Raw genomic sequence first — 14,854 nt, forward strand, 5'->3', positions numbered from 1 at the left:
CATCGAACAGGAGCTACCTACTACGAGCCTACATGGTCATCTGTAGGTAAGTGTATCATAGATAGCGGTCATCTCGCAGTATTTTCCCTATGTTTCCCACCCGAAAGAAAAAAGCTGCACCATCTTGTAGCAGATGATGCAGCCCTTCTCGCTGACGAGTGATTATTTATCCCCCAGCTTGACCAATGCTCGTGCAGCAGCTTGCTGTTCCGCTTCTTTTTTGGAGCGGCCAGAGCCGATGCCAAGCGAACGATTGTTCAAAAGCACCTCAGATACGAATTCTCGATTATGAGCTGGTCCTTTTTCTTCTACAATTCGGTAATGGATGTCTCCCAGATTGTCTTGTTGAACAAATTCCTGCAACTGGCTCTTGAAGTCGGTTACCTGGGCAAACTCTCCTTTGTCGATGCGCGGGTACACGTATTTTTCCATAAATGAAAAGACTGCGTCCAACCCCTGATCCAAGTAAAGCGCACCTACAAACGCCTCAAAAACGTCCGCTAGCAAGGCTGGTCGCTGACGTCCACCTGTCAGCTCTTCCCCTTTTCCCAGCAATACGAGATCGCCAAAATTCAACAGTTCAGCAAACTTGACGAGAGAAGGTTCACAGACAATAGCTGCACGCAGCTTCGTCATTTCCCCTTCGCTCATCTTCGGAAAAGTTTTATACAAAAACTGGGAGACGGTCAACTCCAACACAGCATCCCCCAAAAACTCTAGCCGCTCATTGTCTGATATTCGTTTGCCGCGTTGCTCGTTCACGTAGGAAGAATGGGTGAATGCCTGCCGCAAAACACTTTCATCGCGAAAGCGAAAGCCTATCGTTTCTTGCAGCTGTGCAAAATTCATCACCCTCACCACCATTCCAGGAGACTGCCTACTTTTTCTATCAGTAGGGCTCATTTATGCTTCGTATCGCTTCAGGATTACCGTTGCGTTGTGACCGCCGAATCCAAATGTATTGGAAACAGCCACATTGACGGTCGCCTTACGCGCATGGTTCGGAACATAGTCCAGATCACATTCTGGATCCGGGTTTTCCAAGTTGATTGTTGGAGGCAGTACTTGATCACGCAGCGCATATGCCGTCGCGATGGCCTCGACACCACCAGTAGCACCCAACAGATGGCCTGTCATCGATTTGGTCGAGCTGACAGCCAGTTTGTATGCGTGCTCGCCAAACACACTCTTGATCGCTTGTGTTTCTGCGATATCTCCTTGGTCAGTAGAAGTACCATGTGCATTAATATATTGAACTTCTGTTGGGTCAACGCCAGCGTCTTTCAGTGCGCTTGCCATGCAACGCGCTGCCCCTTCGCCACCAGGAGATGGAGAAGTAATATGATGAGCATCTGCACTCATCCCGTAGCCAATGACTTCCGCGATGATCGTTGCTCCACGTTTTTTCGCATGCTCAAGCTCTTCCAGGATCAGAACACCAGCACCTTCGCCCATTACGAAGCCATCGCGATCTTGGTCAAACGGACGGCTTGCTTTTTGCGGCTCATCGTTTCTGGTGGACATCGCTTTCGCTGAGCAAAAGCCTGCAAATGCCATTGGACGCACCGTTGCTTCTGCTCCACCTGCGATCATAACATCGGCGTGATCGAACTGGATCAGACGCAGTGCATCACCGATCGCATTGGTACCTGTCGCACAAGCGGTAATCGCGCTGGAAGTTGGTCCTTTTGCACCGTATTGAATGGATACTGCACCAGACGCCATGTTTGCAATCAGCATCGGAATGAAGAACGGACTCACGCGACGCGGTCCTTTTTCCAACAATACGGAATGCTGTTCTTCCCATGTAGTCAGACCACCGATTCCGGACCCGATGTATACACCCACTCGTTCCGCATTTTCTGGCGTAATCTCCAGTTTTGCATCTTCTACAGCCATTTTGGCAGCAGCTAATCCAAACTGAACGAATCGGTCTGTACGTCGGATATCTTTCTTGTCCATATACTGCTCAGGATCGAAGTTTTTCACTTCGCCTGCAATTTGTGTTGGATAATCAGAAGCGTCAAAGGCAGCCACACGGTCAATGCCTGATTTTCCTTCCAGCAAGCTGTTCCAGAAAGTCTGCGCGTCATTCCCAACTGGAGAAACGACACCAACGCCAGTAATCACCACTCTGCGTTTCATTGCAATCACCTCTATATGAAAGTCAGCAGTCAGCTTCTTACATTCACTGCATGCAAAACATGTATTTATTTGAATTATGTACAGGTGGCTATTGAAGGAGAAGTCCCGTATGGTACGGGACTTCCAACAGATCCAACTACTTGTGAGATTCTATGTATTTAACAACCTCACCAACAGAAGTGATCTTTTCAGCATCTTCGTCGGAAATCTCTAAATCAAACTCATCTTCGAGTTCCATTACGAGTTCAACCACATCCAGGGAGTCAGCGCCCAGGTCTTCTTTGAAAGAAGCTTCCAAAGTAATTTTGGACTCATCTACACCCAGACGATCGACGATGATTTTCTTTACACGCTCCAAAGTATCTGCCATCTTGCTTCACCCCCTCTCCCGTATTATAGTGGATGAGCTTTCAAAAAACCAGTTTTCAGAAAATGCTCGATTGAGGTTTTCTAATTACATGTACATTCCGCCGTCTACATGCAGGGTCTGCCCTGTCATGTAGTTGGCCGCATCGGATGCCAGGAACAGCACCACAGCTGCGATATCATCAGTCTGTCCCAAGCGGGCAAGCGGAATTTGGCTTGTGAGTCCTGCTTTTACATCCTCAGGCAATACAGCAGTCATTTCTGTATCGATAAATCCTGGTGCAACAGCATTCACCGTGATGTTACGGCTAGCCAGCTCGCGAGCAGCCGTCTTCGTCAAGCCAATAACCCCAGCTTTTGCCGCCACGTAGTTTGCTTGTCCTGCGTTCCCCAAAACACCTACCACAGAAGTGATGTTGATGATTTTGCCTGAACGCTGCTTCATCATTGGGCGGGTCGCTGCCTTTACGCAGTTGAATACACCCTTTAAATTCGTCGCAATGACATCGTCCCACTCGTCTTCTTTCATGCGCATGATCAGGTTGTCGCGAGTAATACCCGCATTGTTCACGAGAATATCGATCACACCAAAATGATCCAAAGCAGCTTTGAACATGTCGTTGACATCTTCTGTAGAAGAAACGTTCGCGCGAATCATGATGGCATCGCGGCCCATTTCTTTAATAAGTGCAACAGTCTCGCTCGCTGCCGCTTCACTACCTGCGTAATTGACAACCACATTAGCACCAGCTTCTGCTAGCTTCAATGCAATCGCACGCCCAATGCCACGGGAAGCCCCTGTGACCAGTGCTGTTTTTCCTGTTAGCATAGTACCCCTCCGTTCAATAGCTCAGTAAGCGAATCCATATCCTGTACAGAGATAATCGTCGTATCCGCTGGTGCGATTTTCTTGATCAATCCGGCCAAAACTTTTCCTGGACCGATCTCTACAAAGGTTGTCACGCCTGCTTCGACCATCCATTGTACAGAGTCCTCCCACAAAACTGGGGCGGAAACTTGTTGAACTAATTGATCTACAATAATAGTAGCCTCAGACACTGGTCTAGCCGTCACGTTTGCCACAACAGGCACAGTCGCTTCTTGTACCGTAACTCCAGCCAAAACTGCTTGCAGTTTATCTGCTGCGGGCTGCATCAAGCTCGAGTGGAACGGACCGCTTACATTCAATGGAAGTACACGCTTTGCGCCCACTTCCTTCGCTTTTTCACCGGCCAATTTCACACCTTCAGCAGAGCCAGAGATGACAATTTGCCCCGGGCAGTTCATGTTCGCTAATTGAACAGGATGTCCAGATGCTGTTACTTCTTCGCAAACCGCATGCAGTGCCGCGCGATCCATGTTCAAAACAGCGGCCATTGCGCCTTGTCCCGCTGGCACTGCCTCTTCCATGAACTGACCACGAGCTCGCACTGTTTTAACTGCATCTGCAAAGGACAAGGCACCAGCTACAACCAGAGCAGAATACTCACCCAAGCTGTGACCCGCTACGAACGCAGGCTTATAGTCTGGCAACTTTTCGTTCAATGCTGCCATAACAGCGATGCTTGCCGTCAAAATAGCTGGCTGTGTGTTTGCTGTCAGCTTCAATTCCTCTTCTGGTCCTGCGAAACACAGTCCAGACAAGGAAAAGCCGAGAGCTTCATCAGCTTGCTCAAATATGTGACGGGCCGCTTCCGATTGCTCGGAGAGCGCTTGCCCCATTCCTACAAATTGCGAACCTTGCCCTGGAAAAACAAAGGCTACTTTGCCCATTCCTACTTGCTCCCTTCTGCCGGAGTCGTGCACCACTTCAAGAGCGTCGCTCCCCAAGTCAAGCCGCCACCAAACCCAACCAGAATCAGGTTATCGCCTTCTTTTACGCGACCAGCTTTTACTGCTTCATCCAACGCTACTGGAATGGAGGCAGAGGACATGTTTCCATAGCGATCCAGGTTAATCGCAACTTTATCCTCAGACAGACCGAAACGCTGTACGGCAGAGTCGATGATGCGTTTGTTTGCCTGATGCGGCACCAGCAGGTCGATCTCATCCTTCGATATGCCCGCTTTGGACAAGACAGCCTCTGTTGCAGAATTCATGACGCGAACGGCGAATTTAAAAACTTCTCCGCCTGCCATATAGAGATAATGCAGTCCTTGTTCGACAGACTCAGTAGATGCAGGTGTTCTGGAACCGCCTGCTGGTATGCACAAGAGAGATCCGCCTGATCCATCTGCGCCGAGCTCGAAGGACTGGAAGCCGTAGCCCTCAGTAACTTCACCGATAACAGCTGCACCTGCGCCGTCTCCGAACAACACACATGTATTTCGATCTTTATAATTCGTAATTTTGGACAAGGTCTCAACGCCTACGACCAACACTTTTTTATACAAACCGTTTTCGATGAACTGAGTCGCTGTCGTAATTCCATACAAAAAGCCTGTGCAAGCCGCGGAAAGATCCATAGCAGCCGCACGTGTAGCACCCAGCTTTTCTTGCAGCAAGCAAGCAGTAGACGGGAACGACATGTCAGGCGTTACGGTAGCGACAATGATCATATCCAACTGTTCCGCGCTGATGTTTGCTTTTTCGAGCGCTTCTTTGGCAGCCTCGTAAGCCAAGTCGGAGGAAGCTTGCTCCGGTGAGCTAATGCGGCGTTCTCTGATGCCAGTTCGGGAAACAATCCACTCATCAGAGGTTTCCACCATTTTCTCCAGATCAAAGTTCGTCAACACCCGCTCCGGGGTATAAGACCCTGTAGACAAAATTCCTACTGAACGCTTTGCACTCATCTGCCTCACTCGCTTTCTCCCAAAGTATTTTTCTGTAATGATTGCTGGATAACCTCGTTCACGTCCTGCTGAATAAATCGCGTAGCACTAACAATCGCGTTTTTCATCGCACGTTCATTTGAGGAACCGTGGGCCTTGATCACAGGGGATTTCAATCCCAGCAAGGGAGCACCACCGTATTCCGCATAATCCATTTTCTTTTTAAAGCGAACCAATCCAGGTTTCAGAATGGCCGCTCCTAGCTTATTAATCAGGCTGGAAGTAAACTCCTGCTTCAACTGCGAAAAGATTGTGGAGGCAGCACCCTCTACGGCCTTTAACAAAACATTTCCTACAAAGCCGTCGCATACGAGCACATCACAGGCTCCTTGCATAACATCGCGCGCTTCCACATTTCCTACAAAGTTCAAGTCAGCTTCTTGAAGGAGAGGAAAAACAGCTTTCGTTAATTCGTTCCCTTTTCCTTCTTCCGTCCCGACATTCAGCAAGCCTACTGTCGGCCGCTCGAAGCCCAACACTTTTTCAGCATACAAGCTCCCCATCACCGCGTATTGTACAAGCTGATGTGGCTTGGCATCCATATTGGCTCCGACGTCTAGCGTCAGTGTTACTCGGCCTTTTGTATTCGGGATATAGGCACAAAGCGCAGGGCGCTCGATTCCATCCATGCGACCAGCGTACAGCAAGCCTGCTGTCATTAAAGCGCCCGTATTCCCAGCCGAGATCATCGCGTCGACTTTTTTCTCGCGCGCCATCTCAACAGCTACGACCAGCGAAGAATTTTTCTTACGCCGAACAGCTCGAACCGGTTCATCATCTGGCAAAATCACTTCCGCTGCAGGAACGATTTCGATGTTTGCCGGAATATCCTGCGGCAAGTGGTTCCGAATAGCCTGTTCATCTCCCACCAATACAACTGTAATGGCTGGGTTTTCCTTGATGGCAGCAAGCGCCCCTAATACGGTACTCTTCGGTGCGTGATCGCCGCCCATCGCATCCACTGCAATTCGCAACCGTGACTCCTCCTTACTCCTCATCCATGCTGTTATGGTAGCTCGACATTTCAACTACACGGAAGGTTGCGGTAAAGACCAATTCACCTTGGACCTTTGTCTCTACACGCACCTTGCATTCGTCGCCGTCTCGGCTTCTTACCACTGCTTTGGCCACCAGCTTTTCCCCTATTCGTACAGGACGCACAAAGCGGATTCTCGCCGTAGCTGTCAACGCTACGTCTGCGTTAATTACTGCTACTGCCAATGAGTTGGCCTGAGCAAATATATAATGCCCTCTGGCAATTTGTGTTTTCGAAAAAACGTGTTCTTCTTTGATTTCCAATACGGAAATAGCCTGTGAATCGAGCTGTAGATCAACAATTTCACCGATGACTTCATCGACACCCAATGATTTTACAGGATCAAGACTTTTCTCTGCGACTGTCTTGATACGTTCACGCAGCTCCGGTATTCCTAATTCCAGACGGTCTAAACGTATGGTTTGAATACTGACATGAAATAACTCAGCCAGATCTTCGTCCGTCGCAAATGGATTATCCGCCAGATACTGCACCAAACGGGACTGGCGATCTTTTTTTGGCAAGCGGGCGATGCCGAACACCCCCATAAGCAGGATTCAATTGTACTATGTATGATTGCGATCTGTTTTTAATACCTGGTACCAAAACACAGTATAAGGGAGAAGATGTGGAATTACAAGTATCCTTCGCGAAATTAGGTAGCCGTCCCTAACGATAAATGAGCCGAATGATCTCCTCAATCCCCGGTTCCTTCATCTGAATATCCAGCGGCTCACCCCAGCCCGCCACTTCGGCAAGGATTCGCGGGGAAGAAATTTTTCCTTTGTCGAAGTAAATCGAAAGTACATTCTCCGCTAGCTCCATCCGCTCGATTCCCTCTAGGTCGTAAAGCTTTTCGGGCGGTTGTCGAAATTCGATTCGAATGAGGCTTGGCAGCCCTATCTGACGTCGCAAATCGACCAAGCTCGTATCCATCATCTTTTTGCCATGATTGATCACGATGATCCGGTTGCAGAGTTGCTCAATATCGTCCATATCATGCGTCGTCAATAGAATCGTCTTCTTCTGGGTCTGATTCACTTCTTTCAAAAACGCTCTGATGCGAGTCTTCGCGACCACATCCAACCCAATCGTAGGCTCGTCTAAAAACAGGACAGGCGGATCATGCAGCAGTGCTGCCGCTAAATCAGCTCTCATCCTCTGACCCAATGACAGCTTACGCACTGGCGTATCCAGGAATTCATGCAGATCCAGCAGTTCCTGATACGCCTCCATCGATCGCCGATATGCCTTGTCGTTAATTTTGTACATCGCTTGCAAAATTTCGAAGGAATCTCTGACTGGCAAATCCCACCACAGCTGTGTTCGCTGCCCGAACACCACACCGATTTGTGAGGCTACTTGAATTCGTTCCCGCTGCGGACTATATCCGCCAATTCGTATTTCCCCCTGACTGGGATGAAGAATTCCTGCGAGCATTTTGATTGTCGTCGATTTTCCTGCGCCATTCGGCCCGATATATCCAACGAACTCGCCTCTGTCAATGGAAAAAGAGATATCATGGACAGCTTTGACCTCCCTTTGTTCACGAGAAAAGAGTGTTCGTAGAGAAGCAAAGCGCCCCTCTTTTGCTTTTGTCAGGAAAAATGATTTTTCGATGTGCTTTGCTTCAATCATGTTACCCCTCCTTAGCTCCCTGTACTATGGTAGTGTCGAATCCCGACATTCCACAGCATACGAGCGAAATAAAAAGCAATCGCTGCAGCTACCGGGGTGAGTATCGGATAAAACCATTCGCCCCCTTTGCCCAACAGCGTCAACATTGGCAAATAATTCATATATGCGATCGGAATCGCTGAGAAAAACAGCCATTTGAGCCAGTTTGGATATAGCCCGATCGGATAATTGGAAGCATTAGCTGGCGCATAAATGGTAAAGGTCAGCATGTCTTTCATCTGATGCGTCCAAAATGCGACCCCAGCCGTAGCAAGTCCAATGGAAAAATAGATGACTCCGCCAGACAAAATGGCAATCGGCGAGAATAACACCAACCCCATGATCGATTTCCCTTCCGCCGCAAGTCCCGACAATGAGACGACCAAAACAGACATCCCTTGCACCACTCCTCCCACTCTCGACAAATCAAGATTGCGTGTCAATAGCAGAAGCAAAGGTGAAACAGGTCGGATGAGCAATTGATCGAGCTCTCCTTGCACGATGTACTTCTCAAAGTCGTTGATTTCCGGTGCAAACAGTCGATACAAGGAGACAGATGACGAGGAAATCCCGTAAAGCATCCCAACCTCGTATATATTCCACCCGACCACATCGTGAAATCGGTACAAAATCGCAGAGAGAATAATAAAATCAAGCACCATAATCATTCCGGTCGTGGCAGCGCTCGTGACAAAATTTATCTTGTATTGCATTTGCGAGCGAATGCTGGCCGCAATCAGTTTGCGATAGAGGGCAAACATATCGTTATCCTCCTTGAATTTCTAGCTTTCTTCTTGCCATGTTCGTCACCAATAAAGCAACTGCCGTTAAAACGAGCGCCCAACCAGCTTGTACGAGCATGCCATAAGGAGGGGCAAGCTCTAGCAAGGTCATGACTGGATAATAAATCATCGCTGAAAAGGGCAAATAAGGTGCTACCTCTCCAATCATCCCAGGCATCAAGTCTATCGGAATCATTTGTCCACCTAACCCAAAGATCAATGACAAAAGGATTAGGTGTACCCAGCGTATTTCTGTCGTCCAGAAGGAGGAAATGCCCGCGAGATAAAAGAGCAACATACCTACATAAGTTCCTAACAGTAGCGAGAGGATAAACCAGAAGTAAGTGAACGGATCGGAGGGAAAAAAGAAGCCTACCGCTAATCCTAGCAGCAAGCCGATCGGAACACTTCGGTAGCAAGCGTTGTACAATAGTCGTCCAAACTCCTGACTTAGCATGTACCAAAGATAATGAACAGGCTTGATCATATCCAGGCTAACAGCCCCGCTTCTTACCGCTATTTGGACGTTCAGACCCGGCGACATAAAGGTTGTCATCCAGAGAACACTCTGGCAAATCGCAATATAATACCCCATCGTTTTGACATCATATGGGCCATATACTTGTTTCCCAGAAAGGACACCCGTCCAAATGGCAATAAAAACAAGCCCAAAAATCGAGCTTGCGACATTGTTGATGACATGCGATAAACGATACTGAAGATTTCGACGATAGCTCTTGCGAATAATCCTCCAATAGACCATAGAACCCTCCTCTTGGAAAAGTCAGGATTACTAGAATAGCAGGGGCCGTATACAAATGCAAGAAAAAAAGAAAGAGCCCTTCCCATTTGAAGGACTCTCTTTCGATAAATCCATTTGCTGTCACGCTGGTCACCCATTCACGCCAGCCAAATAGAACTTATCCTCTTTTTTATGGATCAATAGCTTCATGTGGAAGCTACAATCACCTCTACATCGTTAGCGTGCAAAGCTTCAACCATTTCCTTTTCAGGCAGCTTATCGGTCACGATAATATCAATCTGATCAAAACCGGCAACGCGATACAGCATGCTTTTTCCAAACTTGGTATGGTCAGTGAGGATGATCACTTGATCGGCGCGCTTGATCATTTCTTTGATCAGAAAGCCGTGATCTTCCTGCGTAGACATGAGCCCTTCCTTTGTAAGACCGCATGCACCAACCAGTACTTTGTCGACATGAAAATCAACAAGGTTTTGAATCACGCGTGTACCGAGGACACATTGATCCTCTGCATGTACGTCTCCGCCCAAAAGCTTGACAAGAACGCCTTCTTTTCGGGACATACTGGAGGCAGTCGCTAATGAATTCGTGATGATGACATGATCGCGAGTCTGCAAGGATTCCACTGTGAGCTGAACGGTTGTGGAAGCATCGAGCAGCAAATAATCTCCATCTTTGATCAGACGGGCCGCTGCTGCTGCAATACTGCGCTTTCCTGTCAAATCAAGCTGCATTCGTTCCTGATGGGAGTAGTTCTTTTTGTTGAGGCTGGGCAATACTGCTCCTCCCCTAGTTCGCAGGATTTGACCCTGCTCCTCCAGCTTGACGATGTCACGCCTCGCTGTGTCACGGGAAACCCCAAACTGCTCAACTACCTCTTGCACACTGATTCGCTGGTGCTCCTGCAAATACGCAAGAATTGCAGCGAGCCTCTCCTCTTGAAACACGAAGCCTCAACCCCATCCTTATCCTGCCTTTATTATAAGTCATTTAAGCGAATTGCGCAAGTGATAATAAGTGTTTGTAAGTAATCATAAGCAATAGAAAGAAACAAAAAAAGCAAGGCGATTTCTCACCTTGCTTTCTTAGCAGCGAATATTACTTCGCTACTTTCACGCCTTTGTAGTGACCGCAGCTTGGGCAAACACGATGCGCAAGCTTGTATTCGCTGCAATTATCGCATTTGATCATGCCTGGAATCTCTAATTTGAAGTGCGTACGACGCATTCTTTTACGGGTTTTGGAAGTTCTCCGTTGAGGTACTGCCATCTTCCTTACACCTCCTTCAACTGACAAATGCTAAGAAGCTCTATTGGGTGGACAGTATAGGCAAAATGCTTATGCCATCCTTCAAAAATGAGACGCTGCCACGAATGGTCGGCGAATCATCTTGAATACAGTAAGAAAACTTATTTGCTGTCTTTGAAAAAGTCAGCCAACCCAGCCAATCGCGGGTCAACACGCTCATTCTTGCAGCTGCATGCCACTTCATTACGGTTCACACCGCAAGTCGGGCACAGACCTTTGCAATCTTCCTCGCAAAGCGGGAAGGTCGGCATTGCCAGTAAGAAATCCTCTTGCAGCAGCGAGTCCAGCTCAATTTCATCGCCTTCCAGAGGAAGGATATCGCTGTCCTCGTCATCTTGCAAGATCGGATCATCCGCAAGCGCAAATGTCTCAGAGAAATCTACTGTTGCCTGATCGACAAAAGGATTCAAACATCTCGCGCAGACAAAATTCACATCTGCCTTCATGCTTCCTTTTACGTAATAGAGATTGCCCAGCTGTACGGCTTCACCACTCGCATTCACAGGAGTAATCCCACGAACCTCATGATGGCGCTTCTTCAGCTCATCTGCATCCAGAGTTAACTGGAATGGCAACGGCTCTCCTTTTCGGTGCTCTAACTCTGCTAACTTAATGTTCATAGCATTTCACCTCATGCACAACAAAGATGATTATAGACCCTGCCCAAAGCTTTGTCAACCATTTTTGCTTGACAGCTAGTTTGCTCAGGTAGATTTCGGTTTTTGTCCATTCAAGTACGTAATCGCTTCTTCTACCGTCTTGACTGGAACCACTTTCATTGAAGTTCCAATCCGCTTGGCAGTCGCTAACGCCTCCTCGTAATTGGAGTTCGTATCTGGCGTATCCTGCGGAGCAAAGAAGATCTCTGCGCCCGCTTTGTCCGCTGCGATTACCTTTTGATTAATGCCACCGATCCTGCCTACTTTTCCGTCTAACGAAATCGTGCCTGTTCCTGCAATTTTATAGCCTTTTGTCAAATCCGTCTCCGTATTTAACTGGTCATAAATCTCCAGTGTCATCATTAATCCCGCAGAAGGACCACCAATCCCTTGAGAGGCAATGGTTACTTCTTTCGGTATGATGATTTCCTGTTTGTTGTCAGGGCGTACACCAATTCCAACTGACTTGGATTCAGGTAGTGGTTCCAAGGTTAACATCGTTTTGGCCTCTTGTCCATCTCTTGTGTACGTAATTTCGACTTGATCCCCTGCTTTTTTTGCAGAGAGGGCTGTCAGCAAATCTTTTGCCTCAGACGTGCGAACCCCGTCAACATACGTAATGACATCACCAATTCGCAATGCTTTATAGGCAGGGAACCCTTCTAGAGTACCCATCACCCACACACCCTGCTTCTCGATTTTCACTTCAAAACCGGCAAGACGGAACGCGACTGCCTCCGCAATTTTTTGTGAATTGTCCATGATCGCTTGTTCTCTACGGATAAAATCTTCGCTGTTCTCGCCCTTGCTGACCACCAGCTCCTTGGGCATCAACTCAACATCCTGCGCCATTTTTGCATACCAATACCACGGCAAATTCGCTTCGCCCATTCTGACCGTCGTGAGCATAAAGGAGCCAGTCTCGTCTTTCTTGCCGCCTTCCACTTGAATCATCGGCCCCAACTCAATCGCTGAACCCGGACGACTCACGTAATAATTCGTCGGTACAAAAAAAGAAATACCCAACAAGACAAAAACCAAGGCAAGTATCCAGCTAAAGCCTCTGGTTCCTGTAGATCTGCGTCTATTGGCATAAAGCTGTTCCTCACTCATTCCTGTGCCTCCCAATCTGCAATTAGTTCCTGAATGCGTTCGATATGGTCAGTACCCGCACGTTCACCTAACTCGATAATTTCTTCGACACCTGTGTACGCGATACTGCTATAGTGTCCAACATCCGGCCTGATTACGATGTCTGCCGCAATGATTCGATGTCGCAGAATTTCCCTTTCCATCACATCAATCGTCTGGGCAATTACATCAAAAATACTTTTGACCTCCATCCGGGTATCGAATTGGGCGACATCTACCGCAATCACGATATCGGCACCCATTTCACGCAGCACCGTTACGGGCACACGATCAATAACTCCTCCGTCGACTAAAAGCCGTCCCCCTACCTTTTCAGGTACGAAGATGCCTGGAATCGATATGCTTGCCCTCACCGCTTGATCAATTGGACCTTCACGAAATACGACTCGTTCTCCTGATTCAATATCCGTCGCCACAATGGCAAGCGGTTTGTTCAGCTCTTCCAAGCGCTTTCCGTGCGTTAGCAGGCGAATTAATTGCTTGATCTTCTCCCCCGTAACAAAGCCCATGCTGGGTACAGTCAAATCGAGCCAATGCTTGCGTTTTAAATTAAGGGCAAGCTTTCCCATCATATGCGGTTCAATTCCGTTGGCATAGACAGCCCCAATCAGACTGCCCATACTGGAGCCAGCCAGCATGTCAATCTGGATGCCATGTGCTTCTAACGCATTCAATACACCAATATGTGCAAAACCGCGAGCGCCCCCAGAACCCAGGGCTACACCCACAATTGGTTTACGCTTTGTCTGCATGGAAAAACCCCTCCCTGTAACCAGCCTATGTGGTAAATCGCTGTACCTTTCACACTTGGGAGATATTCGTCGACCAAGCTTACGCATAGTTCTCCCGCCAGCCACGTAGACATGTACTACTACTTTTCTTCGATTCAGGAGGAATCCATGTCACGCCACTCACCCGTACTTACTTTGTTGCTCGCCCTCTCGACAGTTTTCATTGTTATTTCGTTGATTGCTTACTCGCAGATTTCTTTTGAAGCTGCCGTACGCGGTCTGAAAATATGGTGGGAGGTAGTTTTCCCCTCTACGCTTCCCTTTATTGTGCTGTCTGAGGTGTTGATGGGTCTGGGCGTCGTTCATTTCGTCGGTGTGTTACTGGAGCCATTAATGCGCCCACTGTTTAACGTTCCGGGCACTGGCGGGTTCGTACTGGCTATGGGCTTCTCATCCGGATATCCGGTAGCCGCAAAGCTGACAACTCGCCTGCGTCTGCAAGGCAATGTGACGAAGGCTGAGGGTGAACGTCTCGTATCTTTTACAACGACGGGAGATCCCTTATTCGTCATGGGAGCAGTGGCAATCGGCTTCTTCCACAGTGAGCAAATGGGTATCATTTTAGCTCTGACTCATTATTTGTCAGCTGTACTCATGGGCGTGATTTATCGTTTTCATGCGCCTTTTGCCATTACGTCAGCCCCATTAGAGAAAAATTCACTACCTCTTCCTTTACGCGCCCTACAAGCGATGCATCGGGCACGTATCCGTGATGGGCGTCCGTTCGGAAAATTAATGGGAGAAGCGGTGCAATCCGCCCTGAATACATTGCTCATGATTGGTGGCTTCGTCATTGTTTTTTCGGTCTTAATTCAACTATTCTCCACGATTCATCTGACACAGATCATCAGTACGCTTCTCTCAATCATTCTCGGTCCCTTTGGTTTTCCACCAGCCTTTTCCCAAGCAATCGTGGCTGGTTTGTTCGAAGTAACCCTCGGCGCACAGGCTGCGAGCATTGTGCCTGATGAAGTTTCCTTGGTCTGGAAAGCAGCGATTGCCAGTGCTGTATTGTCCTGGGGCGGTTTGAGTGTTCACGCGCAGGTCGCGAGTATCTTGAGTGAAACGGATATTCGCGTCGCCCCTTACTTGATTGCCAGAGCGCTGCACGCTTTGCTAGCTGCGATTTTGACCTTTGTCTTTTGGGGACCTCTTGCCACAGTCAGTTCCTGGTTCATCGAGAAAGCCGTCCCTGTATTTGTACATGCGAAATCCGAGATTCCGGCGACGAGCTGGTGGGAGACCCTGCTCCTATCAGGGGGAATCGCCATCGGCGTCGGTGCCATTCTGTTGTGTACCAGTCTGACTCTTTCGCGCATGAACCGCAGCAAGACGACGCGATAA

General features: G+C 48.3%; 17 protein-coding genes. 1 reads left to right on the forward strand and 16 read right to left on the reverse strand.

All coding sequences use genetic code 11. From position 1 onward, the window contains the following. Positions 1-162: 162 nt before the first annotated feature. The 16 genes from rnc to HP398_RS05640 form a co-directional block, all read right to left on the reverse strand. Positions 163-849 (reverse strand): ribonuclease III, encoded by a 687-nt coding sequence (rnc, locus tag HP398_RS05565; protein WP_026043146.1) that lies wholly within the window; start codon positions 847-849, stop codon positions 163-165. A gap of 54 nt (positions 850-903) precedes the next feature. Continuing rightward, entirely contained in the window at positions 904-2,145 is a 1,242-nt protein-coding gene (gene fabF / locus HP398_RS05570; RefSeq protein WP_017249371.1) for a beta-ketoacyl-ACP synthase II, read from the reverse strand. A gap of 136 nt (positions 2,146-2,281) precedes the next feature. Beyond that, complete coding sequence (gene acpP / locus HP398_RS05575; protein WP_005834336.1) at positions 2,282-2,515, reverse strand: acyl carrier protein; 234 nt, start codon at positions 2,513-2,515, stop codon at positions 2,282-2,284. Between the two features lie 84 nt (positions 2,516-2,599). Then, positions 2,600-3,340: a 3-oxoacyl-[acyl-carrier-protein] reductase gene (gene fabG, locus HP398_RS05580; protein WP_017249372.1), complete on the reverse strand. Its 741-nt coding sequence runs from the start codon at positions 3,338-3,340 to the stop codon at positions 2,600-2,602. Further along, a complete protein-coding gene (fabD, locus tag HP398_RS05585) occupies positions 3,334-4,284 on the reverse strand; it encodes an ACP S-malonyltransferase (RefSeq protein WP_173622099.1) in 951 nt (316 codons plus the stop codon). The genes fabG and fabD overlap by 7 nt, the downstream gene beginning before the upstream one ends. 2 nt (positions 4,285-4,286) lie before the next feature. Next, complete coding sequence (locus HP398_RS05590; RefSeq protein ID WP_173622100.1) at positions 4,287-5,303, reverse strand: beta-ketoacyl-ACP synthase III; 1,017 nt, start codon at positions 5,301-5,303, stop codon at positions 4,287-4,289. A 5-nt stretch (positions 5,304-5,308) separates the two neighbouring features. Further along, positions 5,309-6,316, reverse strand: coding sequence for a phosphate acyltransferase PlsX (gene plsX / locus HP398_RS05595; protein ID WP_017249375.1), 1,008 nt, complete (start codon positions 6,314-6,316; stop codon positions 5,309-5,311). A gap of 13 nt (positions 6,317-6,329) precedes the next feature. After that, positions 6,330-6,926 carry a transcription factor FapR gene (gene fapR, locus HP398_RS05600; RefSeq protein WP_017249376.1) on the reverse strand — a complete coding sequence of 199 codons (597 nt, stop codon included), beginning with the start codon at positions 6,924-6,926 and terminating at the stop codon, positions 6,330-6,332. A 121-nt stretch (positions 6,927-7,047) separates the two neighbouring features. After that, positions 7,048-8,016: an ABC transporter ATP-binding protein gene (locus tag HP398_RS05605; RefSeq protein ID WP_017249377.1), complete on the reverse strand. Its 969-nt coding sequence runs from the start codon at positions 8,014-8,016 to the stop codon at positions 7,048-7,050. An 11-nt stretch (positions 8,017-8,027) separates the two neighbouring features. Beyond that, positions 8,028-8,816, reverse strand: coding sequence for an ABC transporter permease (locus HP398_RS05610; RefSeq protein WP_173622101.1), 789 nt, complete (start codon positions 8,814-8,816; stop codon positions 8,028-8,030). A gap of 4 nt (positions 8,817-8,820) precedes the next feature. Beyond that, entirely contained in the window at positions 8,821-9,600 is a 780-nt protein-coding gene (locus tag HP398_RS05615) for an ABC transporter permease (RefSeq protein WP_017249379.1), read from the reverse strand. 185 nt (positions 9,601-9,785) lie between these two features. Continuing rightward, entirely contained in the window at positions 9,786-10,547 is a 762-nt protein-coding gene (locus HP398_RS05620; protein WP_173622102.1) for a DeoR/GlpR family DNA-binding transcription regulator, read from the reverse strand. Between the two features lie 151 nt (positions 10,548-10,698). After that, complete coding sequence (gene rpmF / locus HP398_RS05625) at positions 10,699-10,869, reverse strand: 50S ribosomal protein L32 (RefSeq protein ID WP_005834357.1); 171 nt, start codon at positions 10,867-10,869, stop codon at positions 10,699-10,701. A gap of 140 nt (positions 10,870-11,009) precedes the next feature. Further along, complete coding sequence (locus HP398_RS05630; RefSeq protein WP_017249381.1) at positions 11,010-11,528, reverse strand: YceD family protein; 519 nt, start codon at positions 11,526-11,528, stop codon at positions 11,010-11,012. Positions 11,529-11,612: 84 nt separating this feature from the next. Continuing rightward, positions 11,613-12,680 (reverse strand): SepM family pheromone-processing serine protease, encoded by a 1,068-nt coding sequence (locus tag HP398_RS05635; protein WP_017249382.1) that lies wholly within the window; start codon positions 12,678-12,680, stop codon positions 11,613-11,615. Continuing rightward, positions 12,677-13,471: a patatin-like phospholipase family protein gene (locus HP398_RS05640; RefSeq protein ID WP_069849348.1), complete on the reverse strand. Its 795-nt coding sequence runs from the start codon at positions 13,469-13,471 to the stop codon at positions 12,677-12,679. Before HP398_RS05640 ends, HP398_RS05635 begins: the two co-directional genes overlap by 4 nt. Before the next feature lie 147 nt (positions 13,472-13,618). On the opposite strand from HP398_RS05640, the gene ylbJ reads away from it, so the two are divergent. Next, positions 13,619-14,854 carry a sporulation integral membrane protein YlbJ gene (gene ylbJ / locus HP398_RS05645; RefSeq protein WP_173622103.1) on the forward strand — a complete coding sequence of 412 codons (1,236 nt, stop codon included), beginning with the start codon at positions 13,619-13,621 and terminating at the stop codon, positions 14,852-14,854.

The organism is Brevibacillus sp. HB1.4B, assembly GCF_013284285.1.
GTDB classification, from domain to species: domain Bacteria; phylum Bacillota; class Bacilli; order Brevibacillales; family Brevibacillaceae; genus Brevibacillus; species Brevibacillus porteri.

Bases quoted from the DNA above. Each gene is read 5' to 3' on its own strand.
- rnc (WP_026043146.1), bottom strand. From the start codon at position 849: ATGAATTTTGCACAGCTGCAAGAAACGATAGGCTTTCGCTTTCGCGAT.
- fabF (WP_017249371.1), bottom strand. From the start codon at position 2,145: ATGAAACGCAGAGTGGTGATTACTGGCGTTGGTGTCGTTTCTCCAGTT.
- acpP (WP_005834336.1), bottom strand. From the start codon at position 2,515: ATGGCAGATACTTTGGAGCGTGTAAAGAAAATCATCGTCGATCGTCTG.
- fabG (WP_017249372.1), bottom strand. From the start codon at position 3,340: ATGCTAACAGGAAAAACAGCACTGGTCACAGGGGCTTCCCGTGGCATT.
- fabD (WP_173622099.1), bottom strand. From the start codon at position 4,284: ATGGGCAAAGTAGCCTTTGTTTTTCCAGGGCAAGGTTCGCAATTTGTA.
- HP398_RS05590 (WP_173622100.1), bottom strand. From the start codon at position 5,303: ATGAGTGCAAAGCGTTCAGTAGGAATTTTGTCTACAGGGTCTTATACC.
- fapR (WP_017249376.1), bottom strand. From the start codon at position 6,926: ATGGGGGTGTTCGGCATCGCCCGCTTGCCAAAAAAAGATCGCCAGTCC.
- HP398_RS05605 (WP_017249377.1), bottom strand. From the start codon at position 8,016: ATGATTGAAGCAAAGCACATCGAAAAATCATTTTTCCTGACAAAAGCA.
- HP398_RS05610 (WP_173622101.1), bottom strand. From the start codon at position 8,816: ATGTTTGCCCTCTATCGCAAACTGATTGCGGCCAGCATTCGCTCGCAA.
- HP398_RS05615 (WP_017249379.1), bottom strand. From the start codon at position 9,600: ATGGTCTATTGGAGGATTATTCGCAAGAGCTATCGTCGAAATCTTCAG.
- rpmF (WP_005834357.1), bottom strand. From the start codon at position 10,869: ATGGCAGTACCTCAACGGAGAACTTCCAAAACCCGTAAAAGAATGCGT.
- HP398_RS05630 (WP_017249381.1), bottom strand. From the start codon at position 11,528: ATGAACATTAAGTTAGCAGAGTTAGAGCACCGAAAAGGAGAGCCGTTG.
- HP398_RS05635 (WP_017249382.1), bottom strand. From the start codon at position 12,680: ATGAGTGAGGAACAGCTTTATGCCAATAGACGCAGATCTACAGGAACC.
- HP398_RS05640 (WP_069849348.1), bottom strand. From the start codon at position 13,471: ATGCAGACAAAGCGTAAACCAATTGTGGGTGTAGCCCTGGGTTCTGGG.
- ylbJ (WP_173622103.1), top strand. From the start codon at position 13,619: ATGTCACGCCACTCACCCGTACTTACTTTGTTGCTCGCCCTCTCGACA.